The following is an 18,345-nucleotide window of genomic DNA, read 5'->3' on the forward strand; positions in this document are numbered from 1 at the left end:
ATTGGGGCGCCATATGCAGAAATTTGCCCGCAATTCCCCGAGTCGGCGCAATTGCGTAGATCACAGCCCGGGGCCACATGTAAACACCCGGTCAACAGGGTGTCAAGGCATTTACCACCTCCGGCTCGGGGCCGTCGGGCGTCGGCCCTGCTCAGAGTCGTACAGGGCCGATCGCCCCGTCAGGGTGGGAGGATTGCGGTCATGGCCCGCATTCATGACATCGTGGTCGACTGTCGGCATCCCGCCTCCCTCGCCCGGTTCTGGGCGCAGGCCCTCGACGGCTACGAGGTCGCCCCGTACGACGAGGCCGAGCTGGAGCGCCTGCGCCAGGCCGGCATCGACGACCCCGAGGACGACCCGAGCGTCCTCGTGGAGGCCGGGCCGGGGATCCGGCCGCGGTTCTTCTTCACGCTCGTGCCCGAGTCCAAGGTGGTCAAGAACCGCCTGCACCTCGACCTGGCCGCCGACGACACGGAGGCCGAGGTGCGCAGACTGATCGGGTTCGGGGCGCGCGTGCAGGCCGAGCGGGAGGCGTGGGTGACGATGGAGGACCCCGAGGGCAACGAGTTCTGCGTCATGCGCTGACCAGGCACCTGCGCCGGACAAGCGACCGCGCCGACCGAAGCGACCGCGCTGCCCGGGGACCGCGCTGCCCGGGGACCGCGCTGCCCGGGCGACCGCGCTGCCCGGGCGACCGCGCTGCCCGGGCGACCGCGCTGCCCAGGCGGCTGAGCGGCCTACTCGCCGGTGAGGCCGTCCACCGACTCGCGGATGAGGTCGGCGTGGCCGTTGTGCCGGGCGTACTCCTCGATCATGTGGCAGACGATCCAGCGCAGGCTGGGCACCCGCCCGTCGGTCCAGGGGGGCCGGGCGGCGGGCCGGCCCAGGCCGCCGTCGGCCAGCGCCTCCTCCACCAGCGCGCGGGAGCGGGCCACGGTGTCCTGCCAGATCCCGAGAAGCTGCTCGGGCGAGTCGCCGGCGGCCGAATGCCAGTCCCAGTCGGAGTCGGCGGCCCAGTCGACCGAGTCCCACGGCGCAGGCCAGTCGCGCCCGTGCAGTGACCGGGAGAACCAGTACTCCTCCACGAAGGCGAGATGCTTGAGCATGCCGCCCAGCGTCATCGACGAGACGCCGACGGTCGCCTTCAGGCCGGTCGCGTCCAGCCCGGCGCACTTCCAGGCGAAGGTCGCGCGCTGGTAGTCGAGGAAGCCCAGGAGGGTGGCCGTCTCGCCGGCCGAGATGGGAGGCTCGGGGCGGCCGTGCTCGTCGATTTCGGTCATGGACCGTGAGTGTACGGGTGCACGCCTGCCGCTAATGTCCTTTTCCGGGTACACGTACCGGAGGGGAGCCATGCGGCTGAGCGCGGAAGAGAAGTCCATCGTGGAGGCCGTGCGGGACTTCGTGGACCGCGAGGTCAGGCCGGTCGCCCGGGAGCTGGAGCACGCCGACGCCTACCCGGGCGAGCTCATTGACCGGATGAAGGAGATGGGCGTCTACGGACTGGCCATCCCCGAGCCGTACGGCGAGGTGGGGGTCTCCACGCCCTGCTACGCACTCGTCACCGAGGAGCTGGCGCGCGGCTGGATGAGCCTGGCCGGCGCCATGGGCGGGCACACCGTGGTCGCCAAGCTCATCCTCGCGTACGGCACGCGGGAGCAGAAGGAGGCGTACCTGCCGAGGCTGGCCACCGGGGAGCTGCGCGCCACGATGGCGCTCACCGAGCCGGGCGGCGGCTCGGACCTCCAGGCGATCCGTACGGTGGCGGCCCGCGAGGGCGGCGAGTACGTGATCGACGGCGCCAAGACCTGGATCAGCAACGCCCGCAGGTCCGGCCTCATCGCGCTGCTCTGCAAGACCGACCCGGCCGCCGTCCCCCGGCACAAGGGCATCTCCATCCTCCTGGTGGAGAAGGTGCCCGGCGTCTCGGTCACCTCCGACCTGCCCAAGCTCGGCTACAAGGGCGTCGAGAGCTGCGAGGTGGTCTTCGACGGCGCCCGGGTGCCGCGGAGCGCGCTGCTGGGCGAGCGGGAGGGAGAGGGCTTCGCCCAGATGATGCGGGGGCTGGAGATCGGCCGCATCCAGGTCGCCGCCCGCGCGACGGGCGTGGCCAGGGCCGCGTTCGAGGACTCCCTGGCCTACGCCCAGCAGCGGGAGAGCTTCGGCAAGCCGATCTGGAAGCACCAGTCCGTCGGCAACCACCTCGCCGACATGGCGACCAGGCTGACGGCGGCCCGCAGGCTGCTGTTGCACGCCGCCGAGCGGTGCGACTCGGGCGAGCGCAGCGACCTGGAGGCGGGCATGGCCAAGCTGTTCTGCTCCGAGACCGCGATGGAGATCGCGCTGATGGCGATCAGGGTGCACGGCGGGTACGGGTACTCCACGGAGTTCGACATCGAGCGGTACTTCCGCGACGCGCCGCTCATGATCGTGGGCGAGGGCACCAACGAGATCCAGCGGAACGTCATCGTCAGGCAGCTCGTCGAGCGCGGCGGCCTCGACTACTCCTGACCCCGCTCGACCGCCCCCTGGCCCGCCTGACTGCTCCAGGCCCCCGCCGTCAGCGCAGCACCCGGGCGAGGGCCTCCTCGGTGGCGGTGCGGACCGTGGCGTGGTCCTCCTGCTCGAAGCCCACCGCGATCCCGTCGCGCAGCAGCAGCAGGATGTCGGCGGTGCGCTCGGCGTCGGGGTGGCCGTCGGCGGCCAGCAGGTCGCGATAGAGGTCGCGGTTCCAGCGGCGGTGCTCGGCGATGGCCTGGCGGACGGGATGCGCGGGATCGGGGTATTCGGCGGACGTGTTGACGAACGGGCAGCCGCGGTAGCCGGGGCCGGAGCCGAAGTCGCACATGTAGGTGAAGACGGCGTGCAGCCGCTCGCGGGGTGACTCGATGCCCATCGCGGCGACCGTGGCGCGCTGCGCCGCGCTCTGCTCGTTCACGTAGGCGCGGACCAGGTCGTCCTTGCCGGGGAAGTGGTGGTAGAAGGTCGCCTTGGCGACGCCCGCCTCGGCGATGATCCGGTCGATCCCGACCGCGTGCACGCCCTCCGCGTAGAAGAGGCGGGCCGCGGTCTCCAGGATGCGGGTGCGTGCCGGCCGGCGGCCCTCTGACGTTGCTGCGCTCACGACTTGACGGTACCAGACAGGTCTGTCTAGTCTGAAGCCAGAGCCATACAGACAGGTCTGTCTGGTATCCGAGAGAGGGCAACCGACATGAGCATCTACACCGCCATCGCGACCGCCGCAGGGCGTGACGGCCGCGCCGTCTCCTCGGACGGCGTCCTGGACGTCGACCTGGCCCTGCAGAAGGAGCTGGGCGGCAGCGGCGCCGGCACCAACCCCGAGCAGCTCTTCGCCGCGGGTTACGCCGCGTGCTTCGCCGCGTCCCTGCACCTGGTGGCCCAGCGCGAGAAGGTCGACGCCGAGGACGCGTCGGTCACGGCCGAGATCAGCCTGTCGCCCAACGGCAAGGGCGGCTTCCAGCTGGGGGCGACGCTGCGCGTGGAGATGCCCGACGCCATCGAGCCGGAGAGGGCCCGCGAACTGGTCGAGGCCGCCCACCAGGTCTGTCCGTACTCCAACGCCACCCGGGGCAACATCCCGGTCGAGCTGGTCGTCGAATGAGGTCCCCGGCGGGACCGAACGCGGGCTCGCTCGTGACCCGGGCTTGGTCCGCGGATCAGTACGCTCCCGTCCGTGGCCGATGAGAAGAGCCGGAACAGGCGGCGGATCAGCATTGACGGGGCGGGCATCGAGCGGCGCAGGACGGCGGTCCAGACGATCGTCGACCAGGTGCCGCCGCCCAGGACCGACCGCGGCGCGGTGCCCGGCCCCGTCCCGGGCGTGAGCCGGGACGAGCGGGATCAGGTCAGGGAAGGGTGACGTACTTGCCGAGGAAGCGCCGGGCCGTCGGGGTGTCCAGGCGGTAGTCGTAGTTGGTGGCCTTGCACGCGTCGTCGGCGCCGCTGATGGTGGTGGCGACGAGCAGGTGCGAGTCGGGGCCGCCCAGGAAGTTCGGGCCGCCCGAGTCGCCGAAGCAGGTGCTGCCGTCGCCCTTGGCGGTCAGCGACAGGTCCAGCCACCTGTGCGACAGCTTCTTGAACGAGATGGAGACCCGGCGCCGGGTGTCGGTGTAGTGGTAGGCCTGGTCGTGCCCCTTCTTCTTGGTGGGGGAGAGCGAGCCGTACCCGACCGGCGTGAACTTCAGGGTCTTCAGCTTCTCCTCCTCCTTGAGCCGGTCGAGCAGGCCGGCCGACGGCAGCTGGGCCGGCTGGATGCCCGGGACGGGCTTGCCGAAGATGACGACGGCCATGTCGTGGAGCTCTGACTTGCCGGTGTAGCGCGGGTCCGGGACGAAGCGGCCGGTGTACGTCGTGGAGCCGGGCTCGTACTGGCTGGCGAAGGAGACCTGCGCCTTCTTCTGCCCGCGCGCCCCGCAGTGGGCGGCGGTCAGGAAGACGGTCGGGGAGACGAGGGTGCCGGTGCAGTATGTCCACGTGCCGTCGGAGTACCGCGACTTCGCGACGAGCGCGCCCACTTCCGGGTGGGCGTCACCGTCGGCGGTGCCGTTGGTGATGGCCGCCGCAGGCGTGGCGGTGCAAACCAGGGCACCAGCGACAATTAGGGCAAAAGGGACATAACGCATGCGGCGATTTTAGTTGCCCCCGGACTTCACATGACACCCCGGAGTAAAAGATCTACGCCTTTCGTGTCAGAAGGCGTTTGCCGAGCCGCTGGGCCGGGCTCTCGATCAGGTGGTACGTCAGGAGGCTGAGCGGGATCAGGACGAGGAAGTACACCGCGAGGCCCGGCACCACGTGCAGCAGGATCGGGTGCAGCAGATAGAGGGAGAAGCTGATCACGCCGAGCCGCGTCAGCCAGCGCGGGAACGCCCGCCGCCGCAGCGCGAACCCCAGCGCGAAGACGCAGGCCGCCAGCACGATCGCCGGCGCCCAGCCGGGGTCGTCCTTGGCGGGGATGCCGCAGGCCAGCACCGCCGCCACCGCCAGCGCGGCGGCGCGCCAGGGGATCGTCCCCTGCTCGGCGCGGTGCACCGCCGTTCCGGCGAACATCGCCGCCAGGATGATCACGCCCTGCCAGGTGCCGCCCCGGCTGCCGAGGACGACCAGCGCGAGCCCGAGCAGGCCGCCCGCGGCCGCGGCGACCGTGCGTACCGTGCCGTGCCCGAGCGCGGTCACCGCGATGGCCGCGACGACGGCCAGGCCGAGCAGCGCGGCGAGCAGGTCGGCCCGGCCGCCGATCACCGCGTGCGGCAGCAGCAGGCCCAGGGGCACGGCCGGCACCGCCAGCCCGACCGCGATCCAGGCCGACCTGTGCGCCTGCCCGGTGGCGTAGAGGGCGACGCTGATCAGGTAGAACGCCATCTCGTACGAGAGCGTCCACGTCACGTTGACCACGGCCGGCAGGTTGAGCAGCTCCTGCGTCATCGACAGGTTGCCGAGCGCCACCAGCGGCAGGGGCCGCTCGCCGAGCCGCGGGTCGAGGGGGAAGGCGCCCGCGGCCGCCAGGGCGAACGCCAGCGCGAAGGCGGCCAGCAACAGGGGGAGCAGGCGGAAGGCCCGGCCGGTCCAGAAGGCCCGCACGTCGCCGCGCCGTTCCAGGGAGGCGGGGATGATGTAGCCGCTGACCAGGAAGAACACGAACACGCCCCACGTGCCCATGTCGATCCGGCGGTCCACCTCCGCCCAGATTCCCGGGACGAAGGTCCAGCCGGCGTGGTGCATGGCGACGGCGAGCGCTGCCGGTCCCCGCAGGGCGTCCAGCCAGGCCAGCCGGGCGGGGGCCGGGAACATTTGTCGGATTCTAGGACATACCTATACCTACTCGTGGATCGGCAGCCAGACCCGCATGCTGGACGGGCCGCGCTGGGCCCACGAGTGGTAGGGCCGCAGCGGCACCTCGAACCACTCCGCGGCGTCCCCGGCGGCGTCCGGCCGGGCGGCGAGATAGGACCACCCGTCCCCGACGTCCGCGGTCGTGCCCGCCCGCGGGCGCAGGCGGGCGCGCACGCGGGCGCCGCCGGAGTCCTCCCGCGGGTCCGAGTGCGGGTCGATGACCAGGGCGTCGAGCCCGCCGGGGTGCGGCAGGTCGACGGACTCGGCGCACAGCACCTCCGGCCCGCGTTCGACCGCGACGCAACCGCGTACGGCGTCGATCCGCGGGTCCGGCCACGTGATGCGGGGCCGTACCGGCAGCTCCAGCGTGACGACCTCGCCTGCGCGGAAGGCTCGCCGCACTTCCACCAGGCCGGGATCCACCGGCCGGGTTCGCCCGCCCTCGGTCAGCGTGGCACCGGCCGCCCACGCGGGCACCCGCAGGGCCAGGGTCCAGGGCGCGGCCTCGTCCGACGCGATCCGGACGCGCACGGTCCCCGTCTCCGGGTAGCCGGTCTCGACCTCCACGGCCACCCGCCGCCCGTCCGGCAGTTCGGCGCGGACCGTGCTCGGGGCGTACTGGTGGATCTGCAGGCCGTCGTCGGAGGCGGCGGCGAGGTAGCACTCCAGGCTGGCCAGCGTGCGCGCCACGTTGGTGGGGCAGCAGGACACGTCGAACCAGGCCGCGCGGGTGCCGCCCTCGGCGCGCGGGCTCACCTCGCCGTCGTCCGAAGCCCTGCCAGGCGCGCGCTGGTGGAGGGGGTTGGCGTAGAAGAACGCCCGCCCGTCGGGGCTGGGGGAGGTCGCGATGACGTTGTAGAGGGTGCGCTCGATGAGGTCCGTGTAGCGCACGTCGCCGGTGGCGAGGTAGAGCCGCCAGGACACCATGATCGAGGCGACCCCCGCGCACGTCTCGCAGTAGGCCCGGTCCGGCGGCAGCTCCCAGTCCTCGCCGAAGCCCTCGTCCTGGTGGCGCGAGCCCATGCCGCCCGTGATGTACGTGCGCCGCGCGACCGAGCGTTCCCACTGCCGCTCCACCGCGCCCAGCAGCTCGTCGTCGCCGCGTTCGACCGCGACGTCCACCGCCGCGGCGGTCAGGTAGAGCGCGCGTACGGCGTGCCCGCGCCAGACCGCGGCCTCCCGGATCGGCACGTCGTCCTGGAAGTAGGCGCGGCCCAGCGGGATGTCGCGCAGCGTCCCGTGCCCCCGGCGGTCGAGGAACAGGCGGGCCTGCTCGACGTACCGCTCCTCGCCGAGGGCGCGGCCGAGCTCGGCCAGGCCCACCTCGATCTCCGGGTGCCCGCAGATCCCGGCGCGCTCGCCGGGGCCGAACGTCCGGCACACGTGGTCGGCGGCCCGCCGCGCGAGGCGTACCAGGTCGTCCTCGCCGTGCGTGCGCACCCGCGCCACCGCGGCCTGCATGAGGTGGCCGAGGTTGTAGAGCTCGTGCCCGCCTTCGAGATCGCTGTAGCGCGGCGCCTGCTCGCCGTGCCCGAAGCAGGTGTTGAGGTAGCCGTCCTGGTCCTGCGCGCGGGCGACGCGCGCGGTGAGCCGCTTGATCGCGGCCTCCGCCTCCGGGTCGCCGGTCCGGCCCGACTCCCAGGCCAGCGCCTCCAGCAGCTTGTAGACCTCCGAGTCGGAGAACGGCCAGCCGGGACGGTCGGGCCCGGTCGTCCCGTCGGCGACCCGGTCGAAGTTCGCCAGCCAGCCGAGGCGCTCCATCCACTCCTCGCAGTGGGCGAGCGTCGCCGCGGCGTTCACGGCCTGGCGGCCGCCCCAGAACCCGCCCGCGATGGACACCCGGGCGAGGCCGAGGGGGCGGACCGGGCCGCGCTGCGGCAGCACGGGACAGGCTTCGGTCATGTCATGGGCCTTTCTTCAGTCCTTCACCGCGCCCGCGGTGACCCCCGCGGCGATGTAGCGCTGCGCGATCACCAGCAGGAAGGCGGCGGGGATGGACGCGATCACGGCGGTCGCCATGATCGAGTTCCACTGCGTGGTGTTGTTGCCGATGTAGCGGAAGATGCCGAGCGTGATCGGGATGACGTCGCTGTTGCGGTTGAGCGTCGAGGCGAAGATGAAGTCCGACCACGCCCACAGGAACGCGAAGAGCGAGACCGTGATCACCGAGTTGCGGCTCAGCGGCAGGATGATCGAGCGGAACGTGCGCCAGGTGCCCGCCCCGTCGATCTGCGCCGCGGCCATCAGCTCGCGCGGGATGCCCGCCATGAACGCGCGGAAGAGCAGCACCGCGAACGGCACGGCCAGCGTCGAGTCGGCCACGATCAGGCCCGCGACCGTGTTGAGCAGGCCCAGCCTGATGTAGATCGCGTAGAAGCCCATGGCCATGACGACCGCCGGGATCATCTGCGCCACCAGGAGCAGGAAGTCCATCACGCCCGCCCCGCGCGGCCGGAGCTTGGCCAGCGAGTAGCCCGCCGGCAGCGCGACGACCAGCGTGAGCGCGACCGTCCCGAGACCGATGAAGAGGCTGGTGGCCAGGGCCGGGAGCTGCTGGCCGAGCGCCGCCGCGTACCCCTCGAACGTGGGGTCCCAGGGGAACCAGTGGGGCGGGTCCGCCCGCATGTCGCCCGTCTTGGTGAGCGAGACGTTGAACATCCAGTAGACCGGGAAGAGCATCACCGCGACGAGCACGACGCCCACCACGGTCTTCCATGCCCTCGTGGGGGCCTTCATGGGGCCTCTCATGCGTTCGCCTCCTTGCGCTGCAGCCGGACGTGCACGAGGCCCGCGGCGAAGGCGATGAGGATGAGCAGGTTGCCGACGGCCGCCGCGGGGGAGAAGTCGGGCTGGCCCGTGCCGAACGCCTCGCGGTACGACCAGGTCGCCAGCGTCGTCGAGGCGTCGGCGGGTCCGCCCTTCGTCATGATCCAGATGATGTCGACGACCTTCAGCGTGTAGATCAGCCCCAGCAGCAGCGTGATCGCCGACACCGGCCGCAGCAGCGGGAACGTGATGCGCCAGAAGCGCTGCCAGGCGTTCGCCCCGTCCAGGCCGGCCGCCTCGTACAGGTCGTCCGGGATGTTCTGCAGCCCGGCGTACAGGATCACCAGGTTGAACGGGATCCCGAGCCAGATGTTCGCGATCGTGACCGACAGCAGCGAGGTGTCCGGCGAGGTGAGCCAGTTGATCTGGCCGATCCCGAACGCCTGGAGCACCGAGTTGACGATGCCGTTCTCGCTGTTGAGCATCCACGACCAGGTGGAGGCGGAGACGATGAGCGGCAGCAGCCACGGCACGAGGAACAGCGCGCGCAGCACGACCGACAGCCGGAAGTGGCGGTGGAAGAAGACCGCCAGGCCCAGGCCCAGCGCGTACTGCGCCGCGATGGACCCCAGCGTGAACAGGGCCGTGTTGCGCAGCGCGCGCAGGAAGGTGTCGTCGGAGACGATGTCCAGGTAGTTGGCCGGCCCGGTGAACTCCGGGTCGCCCTGCACGAACGCGCGCGGCGTGTAGTCGTGCACGCTGAGGTCGATGTTGCGGTAGAGCGGGTAGGCGTAGAAGATCAGCAGGTAGATCACGAGCGGCGCCAGGAAGGCGAGGGCCGTCCACTGCCGCGAGCGCCCGCGGGCGCCGCCCGCACGGGTGACGAGAGCGGCCATCAGTCGCCGGTCGCCTGCTTGGCCTGGGTCTGCGCCTCCTTGAGCGCGTCCGCCGGGCTCGCCGAGCCGCTCAGCGCCTTCTGCACGCCGGTCCACAGCGCCTCGGAGATCTTCGGGTACTTGGTGCCGAGGTTGTCACTGGTCCGGCCCTTGGCCGAGCGCACGGCCTCCACCCACGGCTTCAGGCTCGGCTCCTTCTTCAGGATCGCCTCCTGCCCCTCGGCCGTGGAGGGGATGTAGTACGCGAACGTCGTACCGGTCTCCACCAGGCCCTCGGGCGTCGTCATGCACTCGAGGATCTTCTTGGTGACGTCGTACCGCTTGGTGTCCTTCTGCGTCGGCACGGTGATGAACTCGCCGCCCGTCGGCGTGGGCGCGGTGCCCCCGTCCTTGGCGGGGATCTGCACGATGCCCGTGGGGAAGCCCGCCTTCGCGGCGCTGTTGATCTGCCAGGTGCCGTTCTCGGCGAAGGCGAACTCGCCGGTCAGGAACTCCTCCCAGGTCGTGTTCTGGGAGTTGCTGATGACCGAGTTGGGGGCGATGCCGTCCTTGACCCATGACGTCCACAGGGTGAGCGCCTCGACCGCCTGCGGCGAGTCGAGCTGGGTGAGCTGCGCCCCGGCGCCCCAGAACCACGGCAGGAACTGGAACGAGCCCTCCTCGGTGCCGATGCCCGCGAACGTGATCGGCTTCTTGCCGGCCGCCTTGACCTTCTTCAGCGCCGCGCCGAACGAGGCCCAGTCCTTGATCGAGTCCGGGTCCACGCCGGCGTCGTCGAGGATCTCCTTGTTGTAGTAGAGGGCGAGGGTGTTCGCGCCGATCGGGATGCCGTACGTCTTGCCGTCCAGCTCGCCGGCGGCGATGAGGTTCTTGTCGAACCTGGACGTGTCCAGGCCGAAGTCCGCCATCGCGGTGAGCATGCCCGCGTCCGCGAGCGTCGAGACGGCCGGGTTGTCGAGGAGGATGACGTCCGGCGCGTTGCCCTCCTGGCCGGCGAGCAGGGCCTGGTTCGTCAGCGCGGTCGTGTCGTACGCGGTGCGCTTGATGGTGACGCCGGCCTCCTTGCCGCAGGAGTCCACGCGCTTGGCCCACGCGGAGCTCGCGTCGTGCTGCGGGTACGGGTCCCACCACGTGTAGGTGGTGCCGCCCTCTGCGGTTGCGGTGCCGCCGCCGCCCTGAGGAGCGGAGGAACAGGCGGCGGCCAGGGCGGACAGGGCCAGGACGGCGGCTGTCCTGGCGGAAATGGACGTACGGTTCATCCGATTCCTCCAATGTTAGCGCTCACATGGAGCGTTGCGGATGGCATGGCGGCTCAGGCCCGCGCGTCAGCGGGCCGCTGGGGGTGCGGTGCTTCCGCGGGACACCAGTTCGGGGGAGATGAAGCGCACCACGAACGGCTCGCCGCGCGCCGCCTCGGACTCGACGCGGCGCACGAGCTGGCGCACCGCCATGGAGCCGAGGCGGTCGGGTGCGCTCTCGATGAAGGAGTAGGGCAGGGAGAAGGTGGCGGCGAACTCGTCGGAGTACCGCCCGATGACCGACAGGTCTTCGGGCACCCGCAGGCCGCGCCGGTAGGTGACGGAGGGCAGGGCGGCCGTGGCCGCCTCGTTGTTGATCAGCAGGCCGGTCGCCGAGGGGTAGGCGTCCAGCAGGGCGTCGAGCATCAGCCCGACGGCCGGTTGCCGGGACTCGCCGTACACCGCGTGCAGGGTGACGCCCAGCTGGCGGGCGCGCTCCAGCGCGGCGTCGCGCAGGCGCCACACGTACGCGCCGCCGCGCTCGACCACGTGCTCCGGCTGCGAGATCAGGATGAGCTCGCGGTGGCCGAGCCGGTGGAGGTGCTCCACCATGGCCCGGCCGGCCTCCTCGAAGTCCAGGTCGAACACGTCGAGCCCCGAGCAGTCGTCCGGCAGGCCGACCAGGGCGCCCGGCTGCGGCGCGGACCGCAGGATGGGCAGCCGGGCGTCGTCCTGCGCGATGTTCATCAGGACGACGCCGTCGACCATCCGGGAGTCGGTGATGCGCCGCAGCGCGCGGGCGCCGTCGGTCTCGGTGACCAGCAGGGTGTCGTAGCCCAGGTCGCGGGCGGTGTCGGTGACGCCCAGGATGTACTGCATCATCGCGGGCGCGAACTCGTCTTCGTGGAACTGGGCGAGCAGACCGAGGACCTTGGTCTGGGATGTGGCCAGCGCGCGGGCGCCCGCGTTCGGCGTGTAGTCGAGCGCCTCGGCCGCCGCCAGCACGCGGCGGCGGACCTCCTCCGAGATGGGCCGCTTGCCCGACAGCGCGTACGACGCCGTGCTGCGGCTCACCCCGGCCTCCCGGGCCACGTCTCCGATCGTCGCCACTCTCACCTCCTGTTGTCGAACCGGTTCAACCGTCGCGTTGCGAACTCCCCACATCGCGGGACCGGATCGCCGTTGTTTCCTGGGGATCCATCGGGTCTGTGTCCATGCGGCGGCGCGGCACCGCCCCGCACGGGGTGCACCGGCGATCCGCAGAACCAGGCGAACCGGTTCAACGATGTGGTCCGACTGTTCCCCGGTGGCCGGTCCGCGTCAAGAGTGAGAGACCGAATCGTGACATGTCGCGAAACGGCAGGGTGGGCATGAGCAGGGGCAGCGGGAGGGCAGCGGCGGGGGCATTGACGGCCGGGGCGCGGCTACGTAACCTACGCGAAACCCCGCGTTGCATTGTCCTCCTCGACTCCCCATCATCTGTTAACGCTCACATCACGGTGTGGCGGGACCGGCACTCCCAGCCCACGATCACTGAGGGAAGTCGTGATGACTTTGAAGTCCCTGCGTGCCGGCCTGCTCCCGGCCGCGCTCGCCATCGCGTTAACCGGCGGCCTCGCCTCCGCCCTGCCCGCCCTGCCCGCCTCGGCGGCGGCCGACCCGCCCGCTCCCGAACTCGTCTACACCTTCGACTCCGACGACCTCTCCTCCGGCACGATCAGCGACTCCTCCGGCCACGGCCTGGACGGGACGCTGGTCAACGGCTCCACGGCGGCGCTCGTCGACGGCTCGGGAGGCGGTCACGCCCTGAGCCTGCCGGGCGGCGCCCCCGGCTCCGACGGCGCGTACGTCCGGATCCCGCTGGCCGCGCTCAAGGGCAGGACCGACCTGACGGTCTCGGTCCGGGTCAAGTGGGACGGCACCACGGCCCCCTGGCAGTGGATCTACGCGCTCGGCAAGGACAACGGCCGCTACCTGTTCACCACCCCGTACAACGGCGACGGGCTCCTCCGCACGGCCGTCACGTCCTCGGGCGGGGGCGGCGAGGCCCAGGTGACGGGCTCGGCCGCGCTGCCGGCCGGCGCGTGGAAGACGCTGACCGTCACCCTCGACACCGCCGCCGACCGCGTCACCACCTACCTCGACGGGGCCGCCGTCGCCTCCGCGCCCACCACGCTGAGCGCCGCCGACCTGATCGACGCGGCCACGACGTCCGCCGGGTTCATCGGGCGCTCGTTCTACCAGGACCCGCTCTTCGACGGCGCGGTCGACGACTTCCGCGTCTACGCCGCCACGCTCTCGGCCGAGCAGGTGGCGGCCGTCACCGGGGGCACCGTACCGACGCCGACGGGCCTGTCCCGGGACGATTTCGCCGTACGCACCACCATCGGCACCGCCCCGGCCCTGCCCGCCGCCGTCCGCGCCACCTTCACCGACGGCTACGACCGCGACCTGCCCATCACGTGGTCGCCCGTGGACCCCGGCGACTACGCCGCCGCCGGCACCTTCACCGCGAACGGCACGGCCGGCGGCAGGCCCGTCACCGCCACCGTGACCGTGATCCGTGAGGGCCAACTCGTCATCGACCTCGCCGAGGACACCGGCGCCTTCCACGGCGGCGCGTCCGGCACGCTCTACGGCCTGTACGGGCCGGGGGTGCCGACGAACAACCTGATCGAGGGCATGCGCCTGCGCACGGTCTCGACCAAGGCCCAGGACGGGCCGCAGCACCCCGGCGCCGACGCGCTGGAGGTGGTCGGGCCGCTGGCCGACAGCACCGACGGCGACGTGTACATCTACATGACGGACATCCACCGCGGCTTCCCGTACCAGTGGCCGGGAGACAGCCCGGAGGAGAAGCTCGACCTGTACAAGCAGAAGATCGCCAAGCAGGTGGACCAGGTCCTCCAGCTCGACCCGAAATATCAGGACAACATTGTCTTCGTGCCGTTCAACGAGCCCGAGGGCAACATGTTCGGCACCGGCGAGTGGAGCTACAACCGGGTCAGCTGGCTCAACGACCCGACCGACTACTTCAAGGCGTGGGACGACGTCTACGCGCTCATCAAGGGCCGGATGCCGGCCGCCCGCATCGCCGGGCCCAACACCAGCGTGCTGTACTCCCAGGTCAAGGGCTATCTTGAGCACGTCGTCGAGGCCGGCACCGTGCCCGACGTGATGACCTGGCACGAGCTCAGCCACCCCGAGCGGGTCAGGGAGAGCGTCGAGCGCTACCGCGAGATGGAGGCCGAGGTCTTCGACGGCACCGCCTATGACGGCAAGCGACTGCCGATCAACGTCAACGAGTACGCCTTCAACTACCACACCTCGGTGCCCGGCCAGATGATCCAGTGGGTGTCGGCCATCGAGGAGTCGAAGGTCGACGCCGATATCGCGTACTGGAACATCGACGGCAACCTGTCCGACTCCGCCGTGCAGTCCAACCGGGGCAACGGCCAGTGGTGGCTGTTCAACGCCTACGGCGGCATGAGCGGCCACACCGTACGGGTCACGCCGCCGTACCCCGGTCAGAACTACACCCTGCAGGGCGTCGCCACCCTCGACCCCGCCAAGAAGCAGGCCCGTGCCATCATCGGCGGCGCGAGCAGCGCCGGGCACATCCGCTTCGAGCACGTGCCCGCGGGCGTCTTCGGCCGTACCGTGCACGCCTGGGTGCGGGAGATCCCCTGGACCGGCCAGATCGGCGACTCGCCGCAGCCGGAGCTCGTCGCCGAGCGTGACCTCGCGGTCGAGGACGGCGCCGTGGCCTTCGACTTCGACGGCGGCGACCTGCCGAAGCTGACGGAGTCGTCGGCGTACGAGATCGTCCTCACCCCGGCGGGCACGGGCAGCCTGACCTCGGCCGCGCCCGAGCTGTGGGAGGGGTCGTACGAGGCCGAGGACGCCAAGTACACCGGCGGCGGCTACAGCCGCAACGGCCCCGAGGGCTCGCCCTCCGACGTGTCGAAGTTCTACACCTCCGGCCGCTACGACGTCGGCGGGCTGCGCACCGGCTCCGACGGCGTGCTCGACTTCACCGTCGACGTGCCCCGGGACGGCCGCTACGACCTCGGCGTGTTCGCCAACTCGCTCAACACCTTCGACAGGGTGCGCGAGCAGGGGCCGACCAACGTCTTCGTCCGCGTGGACGGCGGCGCCGAGCAGGAGCTGTACCTGCCGCTGGGCTACAAGTGGGTGGTGTGGGACCACGCCGACACCACCGTCGAGCTCACGGCCGGCACCCACGTCATCTCCCTGGCCGCGCGGAGCCTGGACGGCTCGAAGGCCACCAAGGGCGACGCGATCGTCGACCGGATCCGGCTCTCCCTGCCGAACCCGGCCGCGGCCACCTCCGTCTACGAGGCCGAACTGGCCGACCTGCACGGGACCCGCCCGTCGTACACCGCGCACGGCGGAAAGATCTCCGGCTCGGGCGTCGTCGAGACCCGGCGCGGCCAGTCGGCGACCTTCTGGGTCTACTCCGCCCGCGACGCCGCCGCCACGCTGGACCTCAGGATGCTCGGGGGCGGCAAGGCGACGGTGGCGGTCAACGGCGTGCCCGTGATGGAGGCCAAGCGCAACGACTCCACGGCGGCGGTGTCGCTGTCCGGCGGCGTCAACAAGGTCACGGTCACCGGCCGGTCCGGCCGGCCGCTCGTCGACCGGCTGGAGGTGACCCCCGCCAACGACGCCTTGCCCGCCACCGTCTACGAGGCCGAGTCCGCGCAGCTCGCGGGGACGGCTTCGGCCGCGCCGCTCTCCCTGGCCGGCGGCCAGGCCGCCGTCACCGGCATCGGCGGCGAGCCCGGCAACGCCAACACCCTCACCTTCACCGTGCGGGCCGACCGGTCCGGCACGTACGCCATGCGCGTCCGCTACTCCAACCCGGAGCAGTCGGCCGCCACCCACTACAACCCGGACCCGCTGACCAGGCACGCCGACATCTCGGTGAACGGCGCCGCCGCGCAGCGGGTCACGTTCCCGCACACGTTCCACGAGAACAACTTCTGGGAGCTCACCGTGCCGGTGCAGCTGCGGAAGGGGGACAACACGGTGCGCTTCGCGGCCGAGGAACTGCCGAACTTCGACGGGACCACGTACGCGTCGGACACCTTCCCTGGGGTGCTGCTGCGGTCGCAGTACGCACCGGTGATCGACCGGATCGAGGTCGCCCCGTTCAGCGGGCGCCCGCGCAACTGACACCCGCCGCCCCGCCCGCGCCGAACCGCGGCGTGGGCGGGGCGCCTCTCAGAAGGAACACGCGGCACAGCCTCGGGGCGCCCCTCCATGCTCAGGCCCTCCGGGATCAGGCCCTCCGGTTCGGGCCTTCGGGCTCGCGGCTTCCGGCTTGGGCCTTCGGGCTCGCGGCTTCGGGCTCGCGGCTTCGGGCTCGCGGCTTCCGGTTCGGGGCTTCCGGCTGGGGCCTTTCGGGCTTGGCCTGGAGCTCGGGCGTTACGCGCTAGCCGAGCCGGACACTGAGTTGAGCGCCGTGCTGCCGGAAGCCGAGCGCCCGCGCCACCCGGCGTGACGGCTCGGGACGCGCCCGCCACTGCGGCAGCAGCCCGGCGGCCAGCGCGTCGGCGACCGCCGCGGACGCCGCCCGGCGCGCCAGCCCCCGGCCGCGGTGCCCCGGCGCGGTCAGCACGGACAGGTGCGCCGCCATCTCCAGCCACGGTCGGTAACCGGATGCGGCGACCGCGCGCCCGCCCTCGCGGACGACGAAGGCTGCCGAGGAGACCTCCGCCAGGCCGGATTCCTCCGCGTCCTCCTCCGCCACCGAGTCCAGCAGTCGCCGCACCACCGGGTGGCCGACCGTCAGGCACTCGACCTCGACACCAGGCTGAGCGGTGTTGAAGTCTTCGGCGTCGAGGTAGGCCAGCGTCGCCGGGCCCAGCTCCTCGAGGGCCCGCAGGCGCTCAGGGAGCCGGGCCAGGTCGGCGTCGTGGAGGTCCAGCAGCGCCGCTCGTACCGGCTCGACCAGGCCCGCGACGGGCACGGTGGCGAGGCAGGCGCCTCCCAGCACGACCACGCCCACCCATCCGGGCGGGCACATCCACGAGCCGGGCGAGACCACGACCCGCACGTCCCCGCCGCCGGTGAACCCGCTCCGCACTTGACGCGGCCTCCTCGTTCCCGGAAAGCGCGTGGCCTCCTGCCCGGAACCCGCCGTGGCCCTCTCCTCGGAACCCGCCGAGGCCCACTGCCCGGAGCCCGCCGCGGGGTCAGGGCGGGAGGGTCGTCAAGGCCCGAGCGTGGCCTGACCTGCCAGGTCCGCGCATCACGGACGTCCTTCCGGGTTTTGTCGGTGCCGGCCGATACCGTGGTCGTCTTGTTACAGAACGTGGGAGGTGGGAGTGCGTATGTCGTTCAAGTTCCTGCTGCGCCCCACCGGCAAGCAGGCCGCCGCGCTCACGGCGTGCCTGGAGGATCACCGGCAGCTGTACAACGCCGCGCCGGAGCACCGCCGCACCGCCTACGCCAAGGCCGGGGTCACGATCCGCTATGGCGACCGGTCCAGCGAGCTGAAGCACATCCGCGCCGACGACCCCGACGGGCAGGCGCGCTGGTCGTTCTCCTCCCAGCAGGCCACGCTGCGCCGCCTGGACAAGGCTTTCGCCGCGTTCTTCAAACGCGTCCGCCAAGGCCGCACGCCGGGCTTCCCCCGGTTCAAGGGGCGCGGCTGGTTCGACACCGTCGAGTGGTCCAAAGACGGCGACGGCTGCCGCTGGAACTCCCAGCCCGAGCACCCCACCGCGACCTCCGTCCGGCTTCAGGGCATCGGCCACATCCGCGTCCACCGGCACCGGCCAGTGAAGGGCCGAGTGAAGACGATCAGCGTCAAGCGCGAGGGCTCGCGTTGGTACGCGGTGCTGGCGTGCGAGGACGTCCCCGCCCGGCCGTTGCAGCCAACCGGCCGCGCAGCCGGAGTGGACCTCGGCGTGGCCTCGCTGGTCACCACGAGCGACGGCGTCCAGCTGGCCAACCCCCGCCATTTGGCGGCCTCCGCCGACCGGCTGGCCGCCGCCCAGCAGGCGCTGGCCCATAAGGAGCGCGGCAGCAGACGCCGCCGCAAAGCCCTCGTGCGCGTGGCCGCCCTGCACGCGAAGGTCCGCCGCCGGCGGTTGGACGGCGCACACAAAGCCGCGCTGGCGCTGGTGCGCGACTATGACGTGATCGTGCACGAGGACCTGCGGATCGCGAACATGACCCGCTCGGCCTCCGGCACCGTCGACCAGCCCGGCCGCAACGTCGCGGCCAAGGCGGGTCTGAACAGGTCGATCCTCGACGCGGGCTGGGGGGGTGTTCCTGACGATCCTCGCGTACAAGGCTGAAAGCGCCGGTCGAGAGCTGATCGCGGTCAACCCCGCCGGCACCTCCCGCACCTGTGCCGGCTGCGGGCACTGCGCTGCGGAGAACCGCGTCACCCAGGCCGAGTTCGTCTGTACGGCGTGCGGGCACACCGCACACGCCGACGTGAACGCGGCGATCAACATCTTGAGGGCAGGGCTTGCCCTTCGCGAGGCTGCGGAAGCGGCATAGCGAGAAGCTGCTCCCTACAGGGAGCGGAGGAGTCACCAACATGGGCGCGCTGGCGC

Annotated in this window: 17 protein-coding genes; 7 read left to right on the forward strand and 10 right to left on the reverse strand. The window is 71.6% G+C overall.

The genetic code is table 11. The features are described 5' to 3' along the window. The first annotated feature begins 201 nt into the window (after positions 1-201). A complete protein-coding gene (locus FH608_RS17490) occupies positions 202-585 on the forward strand; it encodes a VOC family protein (RefSeq protein WP_139631598.1) in 384 nt (127 codons plus the stop codon). 152 nt (positions 586-737) lie between these two features. Here the strand turns inward: FH608_RS17490 and FH608_RS17495 are convergent, their stop codons facing one another. Continuing rightward, entirely contained in the window at positions 738-1,280 is a 543-nt protein-coding gene (locus tag FH608_RS17495) for a DinB family protein (RefSeq protein ID WP_139631599.1), read from the reverse strand. Between the two features lie 70 nt (positions 1,281-1,350). On the opposite strand from FH608_RS17495, the gene FH608_RS17500 reads away from it, so the two are divergent. Beyond that, on the forward strand, positions 1,351-2,508 hold the full coding sequence (locus FH608_RS17500; RefSeq protein ID WP_139631600.1) for an acyl-CoA dehydrogenase family protein: 1,158 nt from the start codon (positions 1,351-1,353) through the stop codon (positions 2,506-2,508). A gap of 49 nt (positions 2,509-2,557) precedes the next feature. On the opposite strand, the gene FH608_RS17505 is transcribed toward FH608_RS17500, so the two are convergent. Next, the gene (locus FH608_RS17505; protein WP_139631601.1) at positions 2,558-3,121 is read right to left on the reverse strand and encodes a TetR/AcrR family transcriptional regulator; all 564 of its coding nucleotides are present in this window, start codon (positions 3,119-3,121) and stop codon (positions 2,558-2,560) included. Positions 3,122-3,208: 87 nt separating this feature from the next. On the opposite strand from FH608_RS17505, the gene FH608_RS17510 reads away from it, so the two are divergent. After that, on the forward strand, positions 3,209-3,619 hold the full coding sequence (locus tag FH608_RS17510; protein WP_139631602.1) for an organic hydroperoxide resistance protein: 411 nt from the start codon (positions 3,209-3,211) through the stop codon (positions 3,617-3,619). A gap of 72 nt (positions 3,620-3,691) precedes the next feature. Next, positions 3,692-3,877, forward strand: coding sequence for a hypothetical protein (locus FH608_RS17515; RefSeq protein ID WP_139631603.1), 186 nt, complete (start codon positions 3,692-3,694; stop codon positions 3,875-3,877). On the opposite strand, the gene FH608_RS17520 is transcribed toward FH608_RS17515, so the two are convergent. From FH608_RS17520 to FH608_RS17550, 7 genes are all read right to left on the reverse strand, one after another. Continuing rightward, positions 3,864-4,640 carry a trypsin-like serine protease gene (locus FH608_RS17520; protein ID WP_139631604.1) on the reverse strand — a complete coding sequence of 259 codons (777 nt, stop codon included), beginning with the start codon at positions 4,638-4,640 and terminating at the stop codon, positions 3,864-3,866. The genes FH608_RS17515 and FH608_RS17520 overlap by 14 nt on opposite strands. Positions 4,641-4,692: 52 nt before the next feature. Next, positions 4,693-5,808 (reverse strand): acyltransferase family protein, encoded by a 1,116-nt coding sequence (locus tag FH608_RS17525; RefSeq protein ID WP_139631605.1) that lies wholly within the window; start codon positions 5,806-5,808, stop codon positions 4,693-4,695. 27 nt (positions 5,809-5,835) lie between these two features. After that, positions 5,836-7,752 carry a glycoside hydrolase family 127 protein gene (locus FH608_RS17530; RefSeq protein WP_139631606.1) on the reverse strand — a complete coding sequence of 639 codons (1,917 nt, stop codon included), beginning with the start codon at positions 7,750-7,752 and terminating at the stop codon, positions 5,836-5,838. 15 nt (positions 7,753-7,767) lie between these two features. Continuing rightward, a complete protein-coding gene (locus tag FH608_RS17535) occupies positions 7,768-8,598 on the reverse strand; it encodes a carbohydrate ABC transporter permease (protein WP_226899635.1) in 831 nt (276 codons plus the stop codon). Beyond that, positions 8,595-9,512, reverse strand: coding sequence for a carbohydrate ABC transporter permease (locus tag FH608_RS17540; protein WP_139631607.1), 918 nt, complete (start codon positions 9,510-9,512; stop codon positions 8,595-8,597). The genes FH608_RS17535 and FH608_RS17540 overlap by 4 nt, the downstream gene beginning before the upstream one ends. Then, positions 9,512-10,771, reverse strand: coding sequence for a sugar ABC transporter substrate-binding protein (locus FH608_RS17545; RefSeq protein ID WP_139631608.1), 1,260 nt, complete (start codon positions 10,769-10,771; stop codon positions 9,512-9,514). Before FH608_RS17545 ends, FH608_RS17540 begins: the two co-directional genes overlap by 1 nt. A gap of 66 nt (positions 10,772-10,837) precedes the next feature. Then, the gene (locus FH608_RS17550) at positions 10,838-11,860 is read right to left on the reverse strand and encodes a LacI family DNA-binding transcriptional regulator (protein WP_139631609.1); all 1,023 of its coding nucleotides are present in this window, start codon (positions 11,858-11,860) and stop codon (positions 10,838-10,840) included. Between the two features lie 438 nt (positions 11,861-12,298). Here FH608_RS17550 and FH608_RS17555 point away from each other — a divergent pair, with 438 nt between their 5' ends. Next, entirely contained in the window at positions 12,299-15,949 is a 3,651-nt protein-coding gene (locus FH608_RS17555; RefSeq protein ID WP_139631610.1) for a LamG-like jellyroll fold domain-containing protein, read from the forward strand. Between the two features lie 259 nt (positions 15,950-16,208). Here the strand turns inward: FH608_RS17555 and FH608_RS17560 are convergent, their stop codons facing one another. Next, on the reverse strand, positions 16,209-16,862 hold the full coding sequence (locus FH608_RS17560) for a GNAT family N-acetyltransferase (RefSeq protein WP_139631611.1): 654 nt from the start codon (positions 16,860-16,862) through the stop codon (positions 16,209-16,211). Positions 16,863-17,109: 247 nt separating this feature from the next. On the opposite strand from FH608_RS17560, the gene FH608_RS17565 reads away from it, so the two are divergent. Both FH608_RS17565 and FH608_RS52780 read left to right on the forward strand, forming a co-directional pair. Then, a complete protein-coding gene (locus FH608_RS17565; protein WP_226899636.1) occupies positions 17,110-18,081 on the forward strand; it encodes an RNA-guided endonuclease InsQ/TnpB family protein in 972 nt (323 codons plus the stop codon). Further along, positions 18,050-18,289, forward strand: coding sequence for a transposase (locus tag FH608_RS52780; protein WP_226899637.1), 240 nt, complete (start codon positions 18,050-18,052; stop codon positions 18,287-18,289). Before FH608_RS17565 ends, FH608_RS52780 begins: the two co-directional genes overlap by 32 nt. Positions 18,290-18,345: the final 56 nt, after the last annotated feature.

Source organism: Nonomuraea phyllanthi (assembly GCF_006334985.2).
GTDB classification, from domain to species: Bacteria; Actinomycetota; Actinomycetes; order Streptosporangiales; family Streptosporangiaceae; genus Nonomuraea; species Nonomuraea phyllanthi.